This is a genomic window from Mesorhizobium sp. B2-8-3 (assembly GCF_006440815.1).
Taxonomy (GTDB): Bacteria; Pseudomonadota; Alphaproteobacteria; order Rhizobiales; family Rhizobiaceae; genus Mesorhizobium.
On record NZ_VFTW01000009.1, the window covers coordinates 13,312 to 35,942 of the forward strand.

At 64.7% G+C, this 22,631-nt stretch carries 9 protein-coding genes; 4 read left to right on the plus strand and 5 right to left on the minus strand.

Annotated elements, in window-relative coordinates; translation table 11 throughout:
* Positions 1 to 45: 45 nt before the first annotated feature.
* From FJ418_RS15620 to FJ418_RS15640, 5 genes are all read right to left on the minus strand, one after another.
* A complete protein-coding gene (locus FJ418_RS15620) occupies positions 46 to 1,203 on the minus strand; it encodes an ABC transporter permease (protein WP_140646108.1) in 1,158 nt (385 codons plus the stop codon).
* An 11-nt stretch (positions 1,204 to 1,214) separates the two neighbouring features.
* Positions 1,215 to 2,249 carry an ABC transporter permease gene (locus tag FJ418_RS15625; RefSeq protein WP_140646109.1) on the minus strand — a complete coding sequence of 345 codons (1,035 nt, stop codon included), beginning with the start codon at positions 2,247 to 2,249 and terminating at the stop codon, positions 1,215 to 1,217.
* Positions 2,250 to 2,398: 149 nt separating this feature from the next.
* Positions 2,399 to 4,057 (minus strand): ABC transporter substrate-binding protein, encoded by a 1,659-nt coding sequence (locus FJ418_RS15630; protein WP_140646110.1) that lies wholly within the window; start codon positions 4,055 to 4,057, stop codon positions 2,399 to 2,401.
* Between the two features lie 277 nt (positions 4,058 to 4,334).
* Positions 4,335 to 10,388, minus strand: a complete 6,054-nt coding sequence (locus tag FJ418_RS15635; RefSeq protein WP_140867006.1) for a translocation/assembly module TamB domain-containing protein — start codon at positions 10,386 to 10,388, stop codon at positions 4,335 to 4,337.
* 2 nt (positions 10,389 to 10,390) lie between these two features.
* The gene (locus FJ418_RS15640; RefSeq protein ID WP_140867009.1) at positions 10,391 to 12,319 is read right to left on the minus strand and encodes an autotransporter assembly complex family protein; all 1,929 of its coding nucleotides are present in this window, start codon (positions 12,317 to 12,319) and stop codon (positions 10,391 to 10,393) included.
* A 277-nt stretch (positions 12,320 to 12,596) separates the two neighbouring features.
* On the opposite strand from FJ418_RS15640, the gene FJ418_RS15645 reads away from it, so the two are divergent.
* From FJ418_RS15645 to FJ418_RS15660, 4 genes are all read left to right on the plus strand, one after another.
* On the plus strand, positions 12,597 to 18,077 hold the full coding sequence (locus FJ418_RS15645) for an alpha-2-macroglobulin family protein (protein WP_140867012.1): 5,481 nt from the start codon (positions 12,597 to 12,599) through the stop codon (positions 18,075 to 18,077).
* Positions 18,078 to 18,186: 109 nt separating this feature from the next.
* Positions 18,187 to 20,292 (plus strand): penicillin-binding protein 1C, encoded by a 2,106-nt coding sequence (pbpC, locus tag FJ418_RS15650; RefSeq protein WP_181166954.1) that lies wholly within the window; start codon positions 18,187 to 18,189, stop codon positions 20,290 to 20,292.
* Between the two features lie 226 nt (positions 20,293 to 20,518).
* Complete coding sequence (locus FJ418_RS15655; RefSeq protein ID WP_226892204.1) at positions 20,519 to 21,232, plus strand: M15 family metallopeptidase; 714 nt, start codon at positions 20,519 to 20,521, stop codon at positions 21,230 to 21,232.
* 304 nt (positions 21,233 to 21,536) lie between these two features.
* Positions 21,537 to 22,565: a sulfate ABC transporter substrate-binding protein gene (locus FJ418_RS15660; RefSeq protein ID WP_140859826.1), complete on the plus strand. Its 1,029-nt coding sequence runs from the start codon at positions 21,537 to 21,539 to the stop codon at positions 22,563 to 22,565.
* Positions 22,566 to 22,631 lie beyond the last annotated feature (66 nt).

Below are 22,631 nucleotides of genomic sequence, written 5' to 3' on the forward strand. Positions count from 1 at the left end.
CGCTCCAATCCTTGTTCTTGGAAGATGGGGCCGAAAGCCCCGCCATCAATCCTTCATCGACTGTTCACGCAGCGAATCCGCCAACAGGTTCAGCCCCAGCACGAACGACATCAATGCGATTGTCGGCGGCAGCGCCGGGTGGATGAAGGAACGCAAGAGGCGGCTGGCGTCCTTGATCGCGGTGCCCCAGTCGGGGCTCTCCGGCGCCAGGCCCAGGCCGAAATAGCCGAGCGTTCCGAGCAGGATCGTCGTGTAGCCGATACGCAGGCAGGCATCGACGATCAGCGGACCGCGCGCGTTGGGCAGGATCTCCCACAGCATGATGTACCAGGGCGATTCACCGCGCGTCTGCGCCGCCGCAACATAGTCGCGCGTCTTGATGTCCATGGTCAGACCGCGCACGATGCGGAACACGCCGGGGCTGGAAGCGAACACCACCGCCACGAAGATGTTGAGCTGGTTCGGATCGATATGGACGATGTGGAACGGATCCTTGTCGAAGACGAGGCCTGCATAGATCCAGCCGCCGACCACCAGCGTGATGCCAAGCAGGATGTAGAGCCGATCCGGCCGGTTTTTGAACCGCGTCCAAAACAGGACGCTGAAGAAGATGATCGGGAACAGGAAGAACAATCCCGCCATCGCATAGGGGATCGGCGTGTCCATGATGCCCGGCGTCACCAGCAGGTAGAACAGAAGGATGACCGGGAAGGCCAGCACCAGATTGGCAAGGAACGACAGCAGCGTGTCGATCTTGCCGCCATAGTAGCCGGCCGGCAGGCCGAGCGTGATGCCGACCATCAGCGCGAAGCCGGTGGCGGCCGGCGCGATGATCAGCACGATCTGGCTGCCATAGACCATGCGCGAGAACACGTCGCGGGCAAGCTTGTCGCCACCGAAATAATAGACGAGCTTCGATGCCGGCTCGATCGCGCCGGGCAGCGTGTCCTTCATCACCGAGATCTGCGCCAACGGGTCGAAGGGCGAGATGGTCGAGGCGAAGATCGCCGTGAACAGCCAGAACAGGCAGATGAAGACGCCGGCGATGCCGACGCCGCTGTCGAAAAGCTGGCCGTAGAGGCCGAGTCGCTTCTTGTAGGTAAAGCTGGCGCCCATCACCAGGATGAGCCCGACCCACACCGGCCAGAACCGCCAGAGCACGCCGATAACCACGTCGAAGGCGCTGATATATTCGGTTTGCATCGGCCCTGCCCCTACTGAACCCTGATACGCGGATTGAGAAACGCGTAGCCGACATCGGAAATGAGCTGCGTGATCAGCACGATGAACACCGAGACCAGCGAGCAGCCGAGCAGCAGATCGATGTCGTTGTTGCCGGCGGCTTCGACCAGCGTGTAGCCAAAGCCCTGGTAGCGGAACATCACCTCGACGATGACGACGCCGGTGAGCAGCCACGGGAACTGCAGCATGATGACGGTGAAGGGTGCGATCAACGCGTTGCGCAACGCATGCTTGATGACCACGCTGCTGAAGGACAGGCCCTTCAGCCGGGCGGTGCGGATATATTGCTGCGTCATCACCTCGACCATCGAGGCGCGTGTCATGCGCGCGATATAGCCGATGCCGTAGATCGCCAGCGTGATCACCGGCAGCGTGAAATTGTAGAAGGTGATGCCTTGGCTGGCGGACGCAGCCGAGCCGTTCAGCCAGCCGAGCCAGGAGGCGAAGATGACGGTGAAGATGACGCCCGACACATATTCGGGCGTCGCCGTCGAGGCGATCGAGGCCACGGACAGCACACGGTCGGTGCGCGAGCCTTCGCGCATGCCGGCGAGAATGCCGATCAGCAGCGAGATCGGCACCATCACCGCCAGCACCCAGAACATCAGCAATCCGGTGGCGCCGAGGGCCGGGAAAAGCTTGGCCCCGACCGTCGTCTTGAACTTGGTCGAGCAACCGAAATCGCCCTGCAGAACGCCGGAGAATGTCGGCTCGATCGGGTCGTTGCAGAAGGAGAAGCGTTGGGTCGTCTTGCCGGTCGCCGGATCGGTGATCGGATGCTTCGGCAGGACGCCCAGCCACTGGCCGTAGCGCACGAAGAAATTCTGCCGGTAGCCATGGTTGACCAGCCAGCTTTCAAGCTGGTCGGCGGGCGTGTGCATCTCGGTCTGGCTGATCGCCAGTTTCTTGAGATTGGGCTCGAGATTGACGAGAAAGAACACGACCAGCGTCAGGCACAGCATCGTGAGCAGTATGGTGCCGATGCGTCTGGCGATGAATGAGAACATGCGCGCCCCCTGCCGGCCGGGTTGGGGTCAGATAGGCTCAACCCTGTTTCGAAAAGCGGATGAGGCCCCGCCACCGCCGCAGGATATGCAGCCGCGACGAAGCTTGAGATACGAGGGGCCGCGGCCCCTCGTATTCATCACGCCATGGATCACGCCTGGTCGAGCCAGACCTTGCCGAAGTCGTGCTCGTAGGTGGGGTGCATCGAGTGGTTCTTCACCTCGGGCTTTATGTTGATGTAGAGCTTGCGCCAGTAAGGTTGGATGATGATGCCGGAATCCTGCAGCGTCTGCTCGATGTCCTTCATCACAACCTTGCGCTTCTCCGCATCGGCGATGCCGAGCGCCTCGTTCACCTTCTTGTCGAAGTCCGGGTTGGCGTAAGCGGTCTCGTTCCAGGCTTCGCCGGAGCGGTAGGCGATGGCGATGACCTGGATGCCCAGCGGACGCATGTTCCAGTTGGTTTCCGAGAACGGATACTTCGTCCAGTCGTTCCAGAAGGTCGAGCTCGGCAGCACGGTGCGCTTCACCTTGATGCCGGCCTCGCGCAGCTGAGCCGCGATCGCGTCCGTGGTGTTCTTGTGGTAGTCCTCGTCGTTGCTGATCAGCTCGTGCTCGAAATCGATCGCGCCGGCTTCCGTCAGCATCTGCTTGGCCTTGGCGATGTCGCGCTTGACCTCCGGCAGCTTGACATACTCCGGATGGATCGGCGCGACATGGTGGTTTTCGGCCGGCGTGCCGGCATTGCCATAGCCGAGCTGCAGCACGGTGGCATTGTCGACGGCAAGCAACATCGCCTGACGAACCTTCTGGTCGTCATAGGGCTTCTTGGTGACGTTGAAGCGAGACACAACCGTGGCTGCCGTCACGACTTCCGAAACCGGCGCGCCGACATCCGCGATGATCTTGATGTAGTCGGCGGTGGTTTCGTGGTTGGTCTGGACTTCGCCCGACTCGAAAGCCGAGACGGTCGCCGCCGGATCGGTGCCGTAATCGATGAACTCGACGCCGTCGAGGAAGGCCTCGCCCTGCCACCACTTGCCGGTCTCGCGACGCTTGTAGACCACCTTCTGGCCGACGTCGTAGGAGACCAGCTCGAACGGACCGGTGCCGATCGGGCAGTTCTTGAAGTTGGCACCCTTCTCGTCGAAGGTCTTGTGCACGACCAGCGCCGGGTAGTCGCACAGGTTCGGGATGATGGCGATGTCGGGCTTGGACAGCTTGAGCTTGACCGTCATGTCGTCGACCTTGACGACGGAGCCGTCGCGCAGCTTCTTGGTCGTGTCGTCGACGAGGCTGCCGAGGCGGCCAGGCATCGAATTGCCTTCCGCGCCCTTATCGGCCCAGCGGGTGAAATTGTAGATCACGTCGTCGGCGGTGAACTTGTCGCCATTGTTCCACTCGACGCCCGGCCGCACATGCAGCGTATATTCCGTGGCGTCGTCATTGATGTCCCAGCTCGCCAGCAGGTACGGCGCGAAGGTGTATTCCTTGGTATATTTCACCAGCGGCTCGAGCGCCTGGCGCTCGGCATTGGAGATTTCGGACCAGTCGGCGGTGCGCGGATCCTTCGGATCCTTGATCGACATCGCGACCTTGATCACGCCGCCCTTCTTGCCCTGCACGTCCTCGGCCCGGGCCGGGGTAGGCGCGGCGAGGCCGAGCATGCCATAGGCCATTGCCGTCGATGCGCCGAAGACGCTTGCCAAAGCCAGAAACTCGCGGCGGTCCACGCCGCCCGATTTGGCTTCTTCGGCCATTTTCAGGATGTGATCCGGAACACGGTCACCATTGCTCTTGTAGATTGCCATGACTTACTCCCATTGTTGGCTTTCCGCCTTGTAACATTCCGCATCCAAGCCGTGATGTCAAAACACGGTGTGAAGTGGGAACATGTTAGGGAATGTGCATCTTTGGTTGCAATACGGTTCGCGCGATAGCGACAGTCTTGACGCAAATTTGTTAGCGTGAGGCGGATTTTCCCAAAATTCGCCGCGGGCGATTAAATCAATACATTTTATGAGGATTAGGGCCTCTGTGGCCGTGGCGAGCGGCCGCTTCGACTGGCCTTGGAAGGGCCGCGCAGCCTCAATATTCGCGTTCGTAGAAGACGCCGCCCTTTGCTTCGCCGGCGTCATTGGCCTCGCCGCGCAGCTTCACGCCGCGGCCGACATTGAGGTCGATCGTGGCCTTGCCGGAGCCCGGCTTGTCGCCCTTCTGTATGGTCACATAGGTGCGGTCGTTGAGGTACTTGCCGGCCGAAACCGCGGTGCCGCCCTTCTCGTCCGTCGTCACGTCGAGATCGTCGACGCCGATGGCGCTCTGCAGGTTCTCGAGCAGCGAGGTCGAGCCGCCGACGCCAGCCAGCTGCGCGGCGGCGCTCGCAAGCTGCGCGATCTGCAGCGGCGACAGTTTGGACATGGATTGGCCAAAGATGAGCTGCGCCATCACCTCGTCCTGGGGCAGCGCCGGCACGGAGGAGAAGGTGAACTTCGGATTGGTCGCCTCGCCCGACACGAGGATCGTGACCGTGGCGCTGCTCGTCGTCGTGGTCGCCGTCATGTTGAGATAGGGCACCAGCGAACCCTGGAACCCGATCGTGCCCTCGGTAAAGGTCAGCCGCTTGGAGAGGATGATCAGCCGTCCGCGCTGCAAGGTGAAAGTGCCGACCGCCTGCGGCGCCGAGGCAGGGCCCGTCAACTTCAGCGAGCCGCCGAGTTCGGCATCGACGCCCCTGCCCTGGATGAAGATCTGGTTCGGCGCGTTGACCGTCACGTCGAGCGTCAGGCCGCTGCCGCCGTTGCTGCTGCCGCTGGACGTCGCCGGACGCAGCGCCTTGTCCTGTGCCCGCACCGAAGCCGGCGCGTTCTTGTGCTTGACATCCAGCGCCGAAAGCGAGCCCGGCAGCTTTTCCGGGACAGTGATGACCGTCCTTGCCAGGTTGATCGTGCCGGCGATCACCGGCGCCGAGACGAGCGGCCCCTTGATCGTCAGGTCGCCGCCGAGATTGGCGGTTACCACCCGGCCGTCTGTGTAGCGGCCATCGGTGAGCTTGACCGACAGGTCAGCCGGGAAGCCTTGCGCCGGCGTGATGCCGACGGTACCGCTCGCCGACAGGTTGCCGCGCGTCGACAGCTTTCCGGTCAAGCGGTTGATCCTGGCGACGCCGCCGCCAATCGCGACGTCGGCGGCGATATCGTTGACCGCAAGGCCGGAGCGGGCATCGATAAGGCGCGAGCCGGATGTTGTGACTTTGCCGCTGATCACCGGCGCGGATGCAGGGCCACGCACCTGCACATCGACATTGGCGGTGCCGTTGAGCGCCAGACCTTGAGCGGCGAGCTTGGCGGCAAGGAAGGAAAAAGGCACCTTGCCGTTGAAGTCGAGCGCCAAGGTGGGCGTGCCTGCCGTCGCAACCGTGCCGCCACCCTTGAGGCCGAGGCCGGCGCCGTCGCTGATGTTGGTGTCGAAGGCGAGCTTGTTGCCGGCGAAAGTTCCCGACGACGACACATTCATGCCGCCGAGGCCTGCGCTGCGTGTCTGCGAGGTCTGCACGCCGGCGGCATCGATCTTGAAGGCGACCGAGGGGGTCGAAGGCTGGCCGGTGACCTTGACCGTGCCCGAGATCGAGCCGGCCGCGTCGAGACCCGGCGAAAAGCTGTTGGCGAGCGAGATCGGCACCCTTGCCAGGTTGGCATTGATGTCGAGCGCCTGCGCGACCTTGCCCGTCACCGTCGCCGTGCCGCCGCCGAGGTTGAGCACCAGCCGGTCGAGCGTCGTCACCCCGTTGGCGACGGTGATCGTCGAGGCCTGCGCGATCGCGGCCTTGATGCCCTGCACCGTCGCCAGGCCGGACGCGAGCTCGATGGTCGTCGTGCCGTTGGCGACCTTCACGCGGCCGGCCGCCTTCGCCGGGATGTTCTTGACGGTGGCGCCACCCGAGAAGCCGGTCCAGTCGCCGTCGCGCTTGAGATCGACATCGATGCCGGTGATGGCGGTGCCGCCGGACGTCACGCTCTCGGCGCGCACCGTGCCGGCAATGACGGGTGCTGCCATATAGTTCGCGATCTGCGCGTCGATGGCGACATTCCTGGCCGAGAGATCGCCCCGCTTGATCTCCGAGGTGTTCGCCTTGACCGCGACGTTGGGTCCGTTGGCCGCCTTGGTGAAAGCGATCGTGCCGCGCACATTGCCCTCGGCCTTTTCCAGGGCCAGCGCGGCGAGCGGCCCGATATCGGGCAGGTCGAGCGAAACGGTGCCGGCCGGCACGAAGGCATTGTCGAGGATGAGGTCGCCGGAGATCTTGTTCGGACCGAGCGACAGCAGAAGCCCGTTGATCGCGCGGCTGCCATTGGTCGTGGCGAGCACCGCGCTGCCCTCGAGGTTTTGTCCGGCGACGTTGCCGGTGAGCTGTACATTGGCCGCCGGATTGGCGGCATCGGCCTTGCCGGTGGCCGTCAGCTTCAATCCGGTGATCTCGCGCGCCGCCACCGAAAGCCGGTCGCTGGTTACCGTCATCGACAGGTCGGGCGCGGTGACCGGGCCTTGCGCATTGAGCGCAAAGGCAATGGCGCCCTTGGCGTCTTTCGAGAGCCCTGAAACGTCATTCAACGCGCCTCTGATCCCGGCGGCCAGCTTGCCGTCGGCAAGGCTCGCCTGCCCATCGGCGCTGAGCGCGCCCGAATTCAGCTTCAGCCCGTCGACATTGACATTGCCATTGGCATCGCGCTTCAGCGAGGCGCTCAACGCAGCGCTCTCGCCAAGCATGCCGCGCACCGCGGCCGGCAAAGCTGAAGAGGCGACGTCAGCCTTCATATTGAGGTCGACCGCGCCGTCGCCCAGCGATATCCGGCCCGCGACCTGGCTGTTGAGCGCGTCACTTTTCAAGGAGCCGCTGTTGACGGCGACGGCATCGGTCGTCAAGCGGCCATTGACCTTGGCCGTGACCTTGCCGGCGATCAGCGGCGCGATCAACTGATTGTCGAGGCCGATCCTGTCCACCGATACCGTGCCGGAGACCAGACCTGCCCGCCCCTTGAGGTCGAAGGCATCCGAATGCAGCGCCAGGGTGAGACCGTCCACCTTCGCCTGGCTGGCGGCAATGGAAGGCAGGATCGCGGAGACATCGAGCCGCGCTTGCGTGCTCTCCCCCGCCATCCTCGCCGACAAGGACTGGACCGCGATCTTGACCGGGCTTTGGGCGCTGCCGACCGTCAACGGCAGGCTGGGTCCGGATGAGGTAAGGTCGAGGGAGAAATCGCTGGCGCCGTTGGGGTTGAGGGTGCCGGCGGCCTTGCCCGAAATCCCTTGGCCCGAAAGCGTGGCGTGGTCCAGGGCCACGCCGCCCGCCAGCGTATAGCTGCCGGCGGCATCCAGATCCAACGGCCCGAGCCCCGCCTGTCGGGTCTGGCTGGTTTCGGCGCCCGCCACCTTGGCGTTGAACTGAACGTCGGGGCTGGACGACGGACCCGTGACGTGCGCCGTGCCCTCCACCGTTCCCGTCCCGTCGAGGCCGGGCACGAAATCATTGGCGAGCGCCACCGGCAGGTCGGCGAGGCTTGCCGTCAGGTCGAGGGTCTGACCGGCGCTGCCGGAAACGGTCGCCGAACCGCCGCCGAGATTGAGCGCGAGCTTCTCGATGGAAGTCACGCCATTGGCGATGGAGAGGCTGGACGGCTCGGCGATGGCCGCCTTGATGCCGCGCACGGTCGCCTCGCCGGAGGCGATTTCCACGCTTGTCGTGCCGTTGGCGATCTTCACACGCCCGGTGGCGGTGGCCGGAATGCCGGACGCCGTCGCGCCTCCGGTAAAGTTCGTCCAGTCGCCGTCGCGCTTCAGATCGATGCCGATGCCGCTGATGACCGTGCTGCCGGAACTGACGCTGTCGGCCTTGATGGTGCCCGAGATCGCCGGCCCCTTGAGGTAGTTGGCGATCAGCGCGTTGACGGTGATCGTCTTTGCCGCCAGCTCGCCGCGCGCGATCGACGTGCTGGCCGCATTGATGGTGACGGTTGGGGCCTCGCCCTCCTTGGCAAAGGCGATCGTGCCGTTGATGTCGCCGGTCGCGGTCTGATTTGCCAGGGCGGCAAGCGGCCCGATGTCGGGCACGGCAAGCGTCAATGTGCCGAGCGGCAGGAACTTGTCGTCGAGCGCGAGATCGCCCGAAACCTTGTTGTCGCCGAGCGCCAGGCTCAGCCCCTTGATCGAGCGCTTGCCGTCGGCGGTCACCAGCGAGGCCTCGATATCGAGCGCCTGCCCCTCGGCGTTGCCGGTCAGCGAGATGTCTGCCGACGGATTGGCGATGTCGGCCTTGCCTTTGGCCGAGAGCTTGATGTCCTTCACCGTCCGGCCGGCGGCCGTCAGGCTGGCGCTGTCGGCTGACACCGTGAAATCCGGCGCCCAACGCGGACCGCTCGTGCTCAGCGCGAAATTGACCCCGCCGGCAAGCGGCGTGCCGGCGAGCGTCGACAGCGGCGAGACGTCGCCCAACGTGCCCTTGACGCTGGCCTGGATGTCCGTTCCTTGCATGCTGCCGGTGCCGCTGGCGCTGAGCGAGCCGGAGCTGATCTCCAGCGAGTTGGCGGCGAACGCGCCTTGCGGATCGCGCGTGGCGGTGGCCGAGAATTTCACCCGCTCGCCAAGCAGCGAGCTGATCTGCGGCGGCAATGCCTTCGAGACGGCGTCGGCATTCATCTTCAGCGTCATCGACAGATCGGCCAGCGCCACATTTGCCGTCAGCCCCGCATTGAGCGCATCGCTGCGCAAGGTGCCTTTCTCGATGGTCACGGTCTCGCGGCTGATCGTGCCGGAAAGATCCGCGGCGAGCTTGCCGGTCACCAGCGGCGCCAGCGTCGCCACATCCGTCTTCAGGCCGGCAGCCGCGAGCTTGATGCTGACCGGGCCGCTGCGGTTCCCGATATCGAAGCCGTCGGAATGGATCTCGCCCGTAATATTGTTGAGCTGGGTCCCGCCGACGGCCACCGAGGTAAGCGACGTGCCGATATCGACCATCGGCGCCTTGCCGTCGCCAAAGGCGCGCACCGTTGCCTTTTCGACCGCGACCAGGATCGGTGCAGCGCTGTTGCCGACATCGACAGTGACCGGCTTGTCCTTGGCGGAGAGCTCGACGGCGAGGTCGCTGGCGCCCCTCGGATCGACATTGCCGGTCGCGGCGCCGTGCACCGCATCGCTCTCTATGGTCGCGCGCTCGATATCGACCCCGCCCGACGTGGTCGCTGTTCCGGCGAGGTCGAAGCTCGTCTTGCCGGCAAAAAGCGCCTTTATCTTCTCCGGCAGGAACCCTTCGAACTGGCCGTCGCCCTTGGCCTCGATGCGGTGGCCCTTGTCGGTGAGTTGGTGCCGGCCGGTCAACTGGCTGACGATCCGTCCGTCGACCATGAAGGTGCCGACGCCGCTCCAGTTGGCTAAAGGTCCGCTGCCGGAAACCACGATGTTGATGGGCGGCGCATCCGGCAGCTTGAGCAAATTGGCGATGATGCCGCCCGCCGGCTCCGAAGCCTTGAGATCGAGGTCGAGCTTGTTGTCGGCCGGCGCAAAATGGATCTTGGCGTCGACATTGCCCTCTCTGCCGTCGTGACGGCTCACGTTCAGCACGCTCTTGATCGCCAGTGGCGATGGATCCGCCTTGAGCGAGCCCTTGGCGGCCAGCTCGGCGATGCCGCTGCCGGCAAGCTCCTGGCCAAGCGCGATCTCCGGCAGGTCGATCTGCTTCACATCGATCGACACCGGCAGGCTGGACGAGCCGCCTTGCGACGGCTGCTGGCTCGGCTGCGGCAGCCGCGCCAGCTCGATGCGCTCGGCGGCGAAGTGGTCGGCATTGAAATTCCAGGACAGCAGCGCCGCCGGCGACCAGTCAAGCGCTACCTTGCGCGCCACCATCCAGGGGCCGGCGCGGTCTTCCAGCACGATGTGGTCGACCCTGAGCGCGCCCGACCAGATGCCTTCGATGCCGCTGACCGTCACCTTGCGGTCCTCATTCGAAGCCATCTTCGATACCAAGCTGGCGAGATTCTGCCGGCCTCCTTCGGTGCCGGTCAGAACGACAAGCGCGCCGATCGCCACCACGAGCAGCACAAGCAGCGCGTAGAGGCAGATGCGGAGGATGCGCCAGACCATCTTCATCGTCAGAACGCCTGGCCGATGCCGGCATAGATGCCGAAATGCGGATCGCCCGGATCGCGGTTGAGCGGCACGGCAGCGTCGATGCGCAACGGCCCGAAGGGAGTAATATAGCGCAGGCCGACGCCGGCGCCGACCTTCACATTCGAGAAATCGGGGAAGGATTTGGTCGAGACCGTGCCGGCATCGACGAAGGGTACGATGCCGATCGTGTCGGTGACGCCGATGCGCATCTCGACCGAGGTCTCGAAGAAGGAGAGACCGCCGATCGGCTGGCCGTCGATATCCTTCGGGCCGATGCCCTGGTAGGAATAGCCGCGCACCGAGCCGCCGCCGCCGGAATAGAAGCGCCGGTCGGCGGGCACGTTCTGCAGCCCGGTGCCGACGATCGAGCCGAGCGTCGCGCGTTCGGCGAGCACGAACCTGCTTGCCGTGTCGAGCGACTGGTAGGTGTAGCCCTCGCCCTTCAGCTTCAGGAAGGTCGCGCCGTTCAATATGTCGTGGCTCGGCTCGGCATAGGCGAGGAAGCGGAACCCCCTGGTCGGGTTGAGCTTGTTGTCGCGGCTGTCATAGACATATTGCAGCGGCACGCTGGCGATCAGATAGGTATGCTTGCCGAAGGCGTCGGTGATCTTCGAATAATCGAGGTCGAATTCGGCCGAGACCCGCTGCTTCTTGTCGAGGTCGTAGGAAACGCCGACGTCGCCCTTGACCGAGAAATGATCATAGGCATCGGGGTGCTCGAACACCGTCTTGATGCCGGTGAAGAATTTCGACGTCGGCCCGAGCACGCCGGGCTTCTCGAACATGACGCCGGCATTGTAGTTGAGCGCGGAAATGCTGTTGCTGCCGATGCCGCTGATCGAGCCATCGATACGCAGCTTCTCCGCCTGTCCGAACAGGTTGCGGTGTCCCCAATAGCCTTCGAGCCCGAGGCCTTCCGTATTCGAGAACGTGCCGCCGATGCCGAAATAGCGTGGCTTGCGCTCGCTCACCTGGACATCGATCGGGATGTTGCCGTTGGCGTCGAGGTTGTCGCCTTCCTTGATGGTCACGCTGTTGAAGACTTCGAGCCCGAGCAGCCGGTCGCGGGCATCGTCGATCTCCTGCGGCGAATATTGCTGGCCTCGCTTCAACCCGGTCATGTATTCGGTGAAGTCGCGATCGACCTTTTCCGTGCCCTCGACCGTCGTGTCGCCATAGCCGGCGACCGGACCGGCCGCCACCGTCAGCGTCACGTCCAGCGTCGAGGTGGCGTGCTCGGCGACGATCTCGCGGTCCGTCACCTTGGCAAGCGGCCTGCCTTCTTCCTTCAGCGCCCGCACGATCAGCGCTTCGGCCTTGAGCACCGCGCCGGAGCCGGCATCGCCGCCGGCAATCAGGCCGAAATCGGCTGCCGCCAATCCCGCCGCATCACCCTTCAGCCGGATGTTGCCCAACGTGAATTTCGCTCCAGGGGAAACCGTGACGACCACCGGAATGGGCTGCGGCCCCTTGAACTCCGCATCCGGCGGCAACTCGTCGATCGACTTGCCGTCGATCGTGATGGTGACCACGCCCTCGTAGCGGGCATCGGCGTATAGGGCGGCGACCAGTTGTTCGCGGTCGCCGCGCGCCTTGGCCATCAGGCCGAGCGATCCCGACACCGGATGGTCCTCGTCGTTTTTCAGCGCCGAGGCATTTTCGAGCTTCTTGACCAGATCCTTGTCGGCGTCAGGCGCATTGATCGTCACCGAGTAGCGCAGCGGATCGACGACATCGGCATCCTCGTCCTTGGACGAACCCCAAAGCTTGATGCCGAAAATCTCGAAAGCCGCCGCCTGCCGTACCTCCGCGGCCAGCATGGTCGAGCAGATGAGCGCGAAAAGCAGGGCGCGCGGAAGCCCGCGCCCTGGCGCGTACCCTCCTGACATCTGCGTTTCATGCGCCGGCATTAAGACAACCTAGTCGACAAAACTAAAATTGGAATGAAGTTCCGCAACGTTCGTAAAGGGGCCACAATCCAATTGTCTGAAATAGACTGGGCTTGGAATTCACACCTTTTGCGATTCCGCAAGAAAGTGTGATCCGTCTCACAGAGGTTCTGTCGAAATACCGGCCTTTGGCCGGCATGGAAACCGTTCGCGGGTGATAAACCTGCGGCGCTCCGGCGTTGACAAGCCTGCACGAAGCTTGATCATGCCCGGACGCTGGCGATGTCTGGAGGGTGGTATGGCAATGCGCGCGGCTCGTGGTCTCTCTTTCCTTCTCCTTGTCTTTTTCGCCTTCAGCGGCACGGCACTTGCGGCCGAAGCCCGGCGAATCGTGATGACCGACAATTCCGACTATTTTGGCTTCGACCTGAGGTCGGAGCAGAATGTCAGCCTCGACCAGTGCAAGACCACGTGCCTCGGCGACCCGGCCTGCCGAGCCTTCACTTACAACACCAAGGCCAAATGGTGTTTTCTCAAATCCGACTATAACCAGTTGAAATCCTTCACCGGCGCCGTCGCCGGCAAGGTCGCGAATGTCGATGGCGACCCGGATATCGGCGCCCCGCCGGCCTTGGCCTTCTTCCCGAACTGGATGGCCGACCAGGCCCAGCAGTTCCGCAACCACCTGACCGATCCGGCCTATGACAAGCCGACCGAAGGGCTTGCTGCCCTGCAGGCGGCCGCCGAGCAGGCAGCACTTACCGGCGACCATCGCCTTGCCATGCAGAAATACCAGGCGGCGGTCTCCGTCCTGCCCGATGACGGCGCGCTGTGGCTGGCGCTGGCGCGCGAGATACTCGCCGTGGAGCCGGCCTCGAACACCACCGAACCCTCGACGTTCCCGATGAACGCCACCTCGGCGGCCTTCAACGCCTACAAGCTGGTGCGCACCGCAAAGACCCGCGCCGAGGCGCTGGCCCTGCTCGGCGCCGGCCTCGACAAGCGCGATCTGTACCGGCCGTCGCTGCAGGCCTATGAGGCGAGCCTTGCGCTGATGAGTTCGCCCGCCGTCCAGGCCGACTATGCCGACCTCAAGGCGCGCAAGGGTTTCCGCGTCATCGAGCACACCGTCGATGCCGATTCCTCCTCGCCGCGCATCTGCGCCCAGTTTTCCGAGGAACTGGTCAAGACCGGCGTCGACTATGCGCAGTTCGTGACCGTCGACAACGCCGCGCCCAAGGCCGTCGAGGCCAAGGACAAGCAGATCTGCGTCGAAGGCCTGGAGCACGGCCAGCATTATGACGTAACCTTCCGCGCCGGCCTGCCGGCCGCGATCGGCGAGACGATCGCCGCGCCTGTCGTGCTGTCGATCTACGTCCAGGACCGCGCTCCCTCCGCCCGCTTCACCGGCGACAGCTTCGTGCTGCCGGCCGGCGCGCGCCGCGGCATTCCGGTCGTCACCGTCAACATGAACGCCGCCAAGATGACGCTCTACCGCATCGGCGATCGTTCGCTGGCGCAGCTTCTGTCCGGTTATCAGTTCCTGCATCAGCTCGACGGCTATGATATCTCCACCATTTCCGACCAGATGGGCGCGCCCGTCTGGTCAGGCACGCTCGATATCGCCAATGATCTCAACAAGGAGGTTACCACTTCGTTTCCGGTGGATGTGGCGATCCCGCAGCGCAAGCCCGGCGTCTATGTGCTGACCGCGCAGCCGGTCGACGACAAGAGCGACGATTACGGTTCACGCGCCACGCAGTGGTTCGTGGTCTCCGACATCGGCCTTTCCACCTATACCGGCCAGGACGGCCTCAACGTCTTTGCCCGTTCGCTGGGCTCGGCCAAGCCGATTTCCGGCGCCGAATTGACGTTGCTTGCGAAGAACAACGAGATACTCGGCACGGCGACCACTGATGCCGAGGGCCACGTCGTCTTCAATCCTGGCCTCACCCGCGGCGAAAACGGCATGGTGCCGGCCGTGCTGATGGCCAAGCAGGGCGACAACGACTTCGTCTTCCTCGACATGGGCAAGGCCGGCTTCGATCTTTCGGATCGCGGCGTCGAGGGGCGTGCCTCTCCAGGCGCGCTCGACGTCTATGCCTGGACGGAGCGCGGCATCTACCGCGCCGGCGAGGACGTTCACGTCGCCGCCCTTGCCCGCGACGGCGCCGCCAAGGCGGTCGAGAACCTGCCGCTGACCTTCATCTTCACGCGTCCCGACGGCGTCGAGAACCGCCGCGTCATCAGCAATGGCGAGTCCGCCGGCGGCCACGCCGTCGACCTGCCGCTCGAGGCCAACGCCATGCGCGGCACCTGGACGGTATCGATCTACACCGATCCCAAGCAGGCGCCGGTCGCCAGCCAGATGTTCCTGGTCGAGGATTTCGTGCCGGATCGCATCGAATTCGACCTGACCGCCGACAAGAAGGAGATCGCCCAGGGCGAGACCGCCAACGCCACCGTCGACGGCCGCTTCCTTTACGGCGCGCCGGCCGCGGGCCTGGCGCTCGAAGGCGAGCTGACTTTGTCGACCACGAGCAGCTGGGACAGCTTCAAGGACTTCACCTTCGGCCTGGCCGACGAGCAGTCGAGCGAGCCGACCGTGACGCCTCTCGCCAATCTTCCCGTGGTCGGCGACGACGGCAAGGCGACCTTCCCGGTCACCATCGACCAGTTGCCGTCGACCACCAAGCTGGTCAACGCCAAGGTCACCGTGCGCATGCGCGAGGCCGGCGGTCGCGCCGTCGAGCGCTCGCTCGACATCGGCGTTCGCCCGCAGCGCGACGTCATCGGCATTCGCCCCGATTTCGCGGATGATGAGGTGCCGCAAGGCGGCACGGCGAAGTTCAGCATCATCGCCGTCGACCCGAACGGCAAGCGCGAGGACCTGAAGGGCGCGCAGTGGTCGCTCGTCAAGGTCGAGCGGAACTATCAATGGTACCGTTCCAACAATTCCTGGAACTACGAGGCGGTGAACCTCACCAAGGCCGTAGCCAACGGCGCGGTCGACCTGAAGGCCGATGGCGAGGCGACGGTATCGCTGCCCGTCGACTGGGGCCGTTACCGGCTCGAGGTCGAGACGGCCGATCCTGATGGTCCGGCGACCAGCTATGAGTTCGACGCCGGCTGGTACGTCGCCTCGACCACCACCGAGACGCCCGACGGCCTGGAGATCGCCCTCGACAAGGATACTTACGCCGCCGGCGAAGTCGCCAAGCTGAAGGTCTCGCCGCATTTTGCCGGCGAACTTCTGATCACCATCGGCGCCGAGAAGCTTTTGAAGACGGTCACGGCTTCGGTGCCGGCCGGCGGCAGCACCGTCGACATCCCGGTCGGCGACGACTGGGGCGCCGGCGCCTATGTCACGGCGACCTTGTTCCGGCCCGGCGACGCGCAGGAATCGCGCATGCCGGCCCGCGCCATCGGCATCCAATGGCTGTCGGTCGATCCGGGCTCGAAGAAGCTGGCGGTCAGCTTGACGCCGCCGGAAAAGACCTTGCCGCGCCAGCAGCTGTCGATCCCGGTCACCGTCAACGGCGCCCAGGCCGGCACAAACGCCTATGTGATGGTGGCGGCCGTCGATGTCGGCATCCTCAACCTCACCAATTACAAGGCGCCCGACCCTGAGGACTGGTTCTTCGGCCAGCGCATGCTGGGGCTGGAGATCCGCGACCTCTACGGACGCCTGATCGATGGCTCGCTCGGCACCATGGGCAAGATACGCACCGGCGGCGACGGAGCGAACATGCAGGCGCAAGGCAGCCCGCCGACCGAAAAGCTGGTCGCCTTCTTCTCCGGCCCGGTCGAGCTCGATGCCGACGGCAAGGCGCGCGTCGATTTCGACATCCCGCAGTTCAACGGCACCGTGCGCGTCATGGCCGTCGCCTGGACCAAGGATGCGGTCGGCCATGCCCAGACCGACGTCATCGTGCGTGATCCGGTGGTGATCACCGCCGGTCTGCCGCGCTTCCTGGCGCCAGGCGATGCGGCGACCATGCGCCTCGACATCGCCGACACCGATGGGCCAGCCGGCGACTATGCGCTGTCGGTCACCACGACCGGCGACCTTTCGACCGGCGACAAGCCGCTGCCCGAGAAGCTGACGCTCGCCCAGGGCAAGCGGCAATCGCTCACCTTCCCGCTGGTCGCCAAGACCGCGGGCGACGCCTCGGTCACCGTCAAGCTCGCGCATGCCGACGGCACTCAGGTCGAGCAGACGCTCTATCTGCCGGTGCGGCCGGCGCAGCTTCCGGTCACCAACCGCATGGTTGTCGACCTGAAGCCGCATGGCGGCTCGCTGCGGGTCGACAAGGAACTGCTTGCCGCAAGCGTGCTCGACGGCGCTTCGGTCAGCGTCGGCGTTTCGCAGTCGTCCGCGCTCGACGCGCCGTCGCTTCTGATGAGCCTCGACCGCTACCCCTATGGCTGCGCCGAGCAGACCACCAGCCGCGCGATGCCGCTGCTCTATGTCAACGACATGGCCAAGAGCATCGGCATGGAGAGCGATCCGGACCTGCACGGCCGCATCCAGGACGCGATCTACAAGGTGCTGTCCTATCAGTCGTCAAGCGGCAGCTTCGGCCTCTGGGGACCGGGCTCCGGCGACCTGTGGCTCGACGCCTATGTCACCGAGTTCCTGACCCGGGCGCGCGAGGAGAAGTATGACGTTCCGGCGCTTGCCATGAACCAGGCGCTGAACAACCTGCAGAACTCGCTGGGCTACGACCAGGACGTCCAGGACAAGGGCAGCGAGATCGCCTATGCGCTCTATGTGCTGGCCCGCAACAAGAAGGCCTCGATCGGCGACCTGCGTTACTACGCGGACACGCAGCTCGAAGCCTTTTCCAGCCCGATGGCGGTTGCCCAGTTGGCGGCGAGCCTGGCGCTCTACGGCGACACGCAGCGTTCGGAAGCCACCTTTCAGACGGCGCTGCGGCTGGCGCAATCGGAAACCGACTACGACTACTATCGCTCGGACTACGGCTCGCGGTTGCGCGATGGTGCTGCAATGCTGGCGCTGGCGGCGGAATCGAAGCCGGTGCCGAGCATCATGCCGCAGCTGATCAAGCTGGTGGGCGTGGCGCGCGCCGATGCCCGCTGGACGAGCACGCAGGACGAATCCTGGATGCTGCTCGCCGCGCGGGCGCTGAAGGAAGGCAATGATTCCATCATGCTTTCCGTGAATGGCGCGCCGCATTCGGGCGGTTATTCAGACCAGGTCGCTGGCAGCGACCTCGTCGACAGCCCCCTCACCATCGCCAACACCGGCGCGACGCCGCTGCAGGCGGTGGTCACCGCGGTCGCCGCGCCGGTCGAGCCGCTGCCGGCCGGCGGCGACGGCTTCACCATCGATCGCACCTACTACAGGCTCGACGGCACCGAGGCCAATGTCACCGAGGCCAGGCAGAACGAGCGCTATGTGGTCGTGCTCAAGGTCTACGAGCAGAACAAGTGGCCGTCGCGGCTCTTGATCACAGACCTGTTGCCGGCCGGCTTCGAGATCGACAATCCGAGCCTGGTTTCCAGCGCGCAATTGTCGAACTTCTCCTGGCTGGCGCAGACCGACGCCGCGCATCTGGAGTTCCGCGACGACCGTTTCGTCGCCGCCTTCAACCCCAACGAAGGCGACGGCGACCGCAACATCACGCTGGCCTATATCGTGCGCGCCGTGACGCCGGGCACCTACGCCCATCCGGCGGCGACGGTGGAGGACATGTACCGGCCGCAATACTCGGCCCGCACCGCCACCGGGGTGATGGAGGTCAAGGCGGAATAGCGATGAAAAGGTCACCGATATCTCCCTTCACCCCGTCTCTGGGCGGGGTGAAGGTGCCGGTTCACCCTCCGAAGCTGCAGCGTCGCTGCTGCGAAGGACGGGCAGGCGGATGAGGGGCAGCACCGTGCTCTCCAGAAAAATCCTCAAACGAACCGCGATCGCAGGCCTTTGCCTCGCCATCTTCGCCGCGCTTTCGATCGCTGCGCTCTGGGAACTCGACCGCGCCTTCCCGCCGCCACTGCCGGCGAAGCTGACGGTCTCGACGGAGGTCCAGGATCGCGACGGCCAGTTGTTGCGCGCCTTCGCCACGCCGGACGGCTACTGGCGGCTCGAAACCCGCCTCGACCAGGTCGACCGGCAGTTCGTCGACATGCTGGTTACCTACGAAGACAAGCGCTTCTGGGATCATCGCGGCGTCGATCTGCTGGCGCTCTGCCGCGCAGCCGGCCAGCTCGTCACCAGCGGCCACATCGTCTCCGGCGGCTCGACCTTGTCGATGCAGCTTGCCCGGCTGATCGAGCCGCGCGACAGCCGCAGCCTCGGTTCCAAGCTCAAGCAGATGCTGCGCGCCATCCAGATCGAGCGGCGGCTGTCCAAGCAGGAAATCCTCGAACGCTACCTGACGCTGGCGCCCTATGGCGGCAACCTCGAGGGCGTGCGCGCCGCTTCGCTCGCCTATTTCGGCAAGGAGCCGAAGCGGCTCACCGTGTCGGAGGCTGCCCTTCTCGTGGCGCTGCCGCAATTGCCGGAAAGGCGCCGGCCCGACCGCAACCTCGACATTTCACACGCCGCGCGCGACCGCGTGCTCACCCGCATGGTCTCGGCCGGCCTGCTCGGCGAGCGCGAAGCGCAGCGAGCCACCCTCGACGACGTCTCCGGCCTGCGCAGAAAACTGCCGGCGCTGGCCGCGCATGCCTCCTATGCCATGCTGCCGAAGGCCGTGCCCGGCAAGCCGCTGCAGCTCACCATCCGCAAAAGCGTGCAGCAAGGGCTGGAACAGGTGGCAAGAGATGCCGCCAGGAAGCTCGGCCCGAAACTTTCCGTCGCCATGGTCATGGCCGATGCGCGCACTGGCGACATTCTCGGCGAGGTCGGCTCCGCGAATTTCTTCGATGCCAGCCGTTCCGGCTGGATCGACATGACCAAGGTGGTGCGCTCCCCTGGTTCGACGCTGAAGCCCTTCATCTACGGGCTGGCCTTCGAGCAGGGGCTGGTGGCGCAGGAAACCATCATCGAGGACAGCCCGGCCGATTTCAGTGGATACCGTCCGAAGAATTTCGACATGGGCTACCAGGGCGATGTCTCGATCCGCCAGGCGCTGCAATTGTCGCTCAACGTGCCGGCGATCCGCGTGCTCGACGCCGTCGGTCCGGCACGGCTGACGGCACGGTTCCGCCAGGCCGGCGTCAACCCGATCCTGCCGGTCAACGAGGCGCCGGGCCTGGCGATCGGGCTTGGCGGCGTCGGCGTGACCTTGCGCGACCTGGTGCAGCTCTATACCGGCCTCGCCAATGGCGGCAAGATGCATACGCTGCATGACGGCACCGAGCCGGCCGATGCCGAGCGCACCACCGCCACCATCCTCGACGACCAGGCCGCCTGGCAGATCAACGACATCCTGTCCGGCGTGAAGCCGCCGGAAGGCGCAATGCAGCGCGGCATCGCCTACAAGACCGGCACCTCCTACGGCTATCGCGACGCCTGGTCCGTCGGCTTCGACGGCCGCTACGTGCTGGGTGTGTGGGTTGGCCGCGCCGATGCCAGCCCCATCCCCGGCCTGTCGGGCTATGTCTCGGCAGCTCCGATCCTGTTCGAAGGCTTCGTCCGTTCCGGCCTTGCCAGCGTGCCGCTGCCAAGCCGGCCGCCGGGCGTCTTCAACCCCAAGCGCGAGGAACTGCCGGTGACGCTCGCCCGTTTCGGCGCCGGATCGGATGGGCTGGTGCAGGCCAACGCCACGGAACCGGCACCGACCATCATCTTCCCGCCCAATGGCGCGCGCGTCGACCTCGGCACGAATTCCGCTGATGCCACGCCGCTGGTGCTGAAACTGCAAGGCGGCCGCGCGCCGTTCCGCTGGCTCGCCAACGGCAAGCCGCTCGCCGGCATCGACCGCCGCCGCACCGCGACCTGGCTACCGGACGGCACCGGCTATTCGACGCTGACCGTGATCGACGCGGCCGGACGCGCGGCGAGCGTGAAGGTGTTCGTCGAATAAGATGCGGCAAGCGATTCAGGGGATTGAGTTTCTCCGCCTGATATTCGGCGCGAGGCACCCCCCTCTGGCCTGCCGGCCATCTCCCCCGCAAGGGGGGAGATTATTCGCTTCGCGGCCTTCGCCAATCTTTGACGATGGCAGGAGAGGCGCGGCGCCGAAACTGCCAATCTCCCCCCTCGCGGGGGAGATGCCCGGCAGGGCAGAGAGGGGGGCCTCGCGCCGACCTTTGTCGGGAGCATTCTTCGCAGCGCTTGCGCTGGCGATCGCGAGCCCTCCCTCGGCTTACGCCGACCCCCTGCCCGCCGGCTTCGTCAGGCTCGCCGATATCGACCCGACCATCCGCCAGGATGTCCGCTACGCCGGCCTTGAAAACTTCCTGCACCGCAAGGCCGACGGCTATGACGCGCCGGTCTGCGTCCTGACCGCACAAGCGGCCAAGGCGTTGTCGACCGTCCAGAAAGCAATAGCCGCCAAAGGCCTGACGCTGGTCGTCTTCGACTGCTACCGCCCCGCGCGCGCCGTCGCCGACATGGGCAGATGGACAAGAGAGGGTGGCCAGCCCGATCCGCAATGGTATCCGACAGTCGAGCGCGGCGATCTCATCGCCAAAGGCTATATCGGCGAATTCTCCAGCCATTCTCGAGGCTCGACGGTGGACCTTGCTATCGCCGAGGCCGTCAATAAAAGCGAAGTTCATCCGGCCTGCGGTGCGCCGGACGGCGGCACGCTCGATTTCGGCACCGGTTTCGACTGCTTTGACCCAAAGAGCGAGACCGCCAGCGCCTTGATCGGCGCCGAAGCCACCGCAAACCGCAAAACGCTGCTGACCGCCATGCGCGCCGCCGGCTTTCGCAACTATGCGCGCGAATGGTGGCACTTCACGCTGGCCAAAGAGCCGTTCCCAAAACAGCGTTTCGATTTTCCGGTGACCGCGAACTAGAGCATGATCCCGAAAAGTGGGAACCGGTTTTCGGAGAAAGATCATGCTCCAACAAAGAGTTAGATCGTGACGGCGATTCAACGAAACGCCATCACGATCTAGCGCCGGCCTTGCCCGGCAGCCGGCTGCGCCTAGGTTAGCCCCGATCGGCGAGGAAATGGTCGCTGTCCGAAATTGAGGAAGATATTTTCCCGATTGCCGGCGGCTCGGCGAAAAATTGCTTCGAGGAGGCGAAAAAGGCAACATTCAATGCATCTAAATTCTATAAACTCGGTAGAGTTTGTGCAGTTCAACGGAGGCGGGAATGACCAAACCTCATTTCAGGAAACTGCTCGGCGCGCTGGTCGCCACATCTGCCCAGTTCGGCACGCTCGGTTTCGCGTTTGCGGATACGACCATTCTGAATGTGTCCTACGACCCGACGCGTGAACTTTACAAAGCCTATGACGAGGCGTTTGCCGCGCACTGGAAGGCGGAGACCGGCGAAACCGTCACCATCCAGCAGTCGCACGGTGGATCGGGCGCCCAAGCCAGGGCAGTGATCGACGGCCTCGACGCCGACGTGGTGACGCTGGCGCTCGAAGGCGACATCAACGCCATCGTCTCGAAGACGAAGAAGATCAATCCGGACTGGCGCACGAAGTTCGAGAACAACTCGGCACCCTACACCTCCACCATCATCTTCCTGGTGCGCAAGGGCAATCCCAAGGGCATCCACGACTGGAACGACCTGGTCAAGGACGGCGTCCAGGTGATCACGCCGAACCCCAAGACCTCCGGCGGCGCGCGCTGGAACTATCTTGCCGCCTGGGCCTATGCGAACGCCAATGACGGCAGTGACGAAGCCAAGACCAAGGAGTTCGTCGGCAAGCTTTATGCGAACGTTCCGGTCCTCGACACCGGCGCGCGTGGCTCGACGGTGACCTTCGCGCAGAAGGGCCTGGGCGACGTGCTGATCGCGTGGGAGAATGAAGCCTATCTCGCGCTCGACGAATTCGGCGCCGACAATTTCGATATCGTCTATCCGCCGACCTCGATCCTGGCCGAGCCGCCGGTCGCCGTCGTCGACGCCAATGTCGATGCCAAGGGCACGCGCAAGGTCGCGGAAGCCTATCTGAGCTGGCTCTATTCCAAGGAAGCCCAGACCATCATCGCCAAGAACCACTATCGCCCGGCCAAGCCCGACCTGGTGCCGGCCGAGGACCTTGCCAAGCTGCCGGCAGTCAAGCTGGTCACCATCGACGACCCGCAATTCGGCGGCTGGAAGAAAGCGCAGCCTTACCATTTCGGCGACGGTGGTATATTCGACCAGATCTACAAGCCGGCGCAGTGAGCCGGACGGCCGGCGAGCCTCACGGGCATGCCGGCCGAATGCGACTGAGCAAAGCCATTCTGGTTT

Bases quoted from the DNA above. Each gene is read 5' to 3' on its own strand.
- FJ418_RS15635 (WP_140867006.1), bottom strand. From the start codon at position 10,388: ATGAAGATGGTCTGGCGCATCCTCCGCATCTGCCTCTACGCGCTGCTT.
- pbpC (WP_181166954.1), top strand. From the start codon at position 18,187: ATGAGGGGCAGCACCGTGCTCTCCAGAAAAATCCTCAAACGAACCGCG.
- FJ418_RS15660 (WP_140859826.1), top strand. From the start codon at position 21,537: ATGACCAAACCTCATTTCAGGAAACTGCTCGGCGCGCTGGTCGCCACA.
- FJ418_RS15640 (WP_140867009.1), bottom strand. From the start codon at position 12,319: ATGCCGGCGCATGAAACGCAGATGTCAGGAGGGTACGCGCCAGGGCGC.
- FJ418_RS15630 (WP_140646110.1), bottom strand. From the start codon at position 4,057: ATGGCAATCTACAAGAGCAATGGTGACCGTGTTCCGGATCACATCCTG.
- FJ418_RS15645 (WP_140867012.1), top strand. From the start codon at position 12,597: ATGGCAATGCGCGCGGCTCGTGGTCTCTCTTTCCTTCTCCTTGTCTTT.
- FJ418_RS15620 (WP_140646108.1), bottom strand. From the start codon at position 1,203: ATGCAAACCGAATATATCAGCGCCTTCGACGTGGTTATCGGCGTGCTC.
- FJ418_RS15625 (WP_140646109.1), bottom strand. From the start codon at position 2,249: ATGTTCTCATTCATCGCCAGACGCATCGGCACCATACTGCTCACGATG.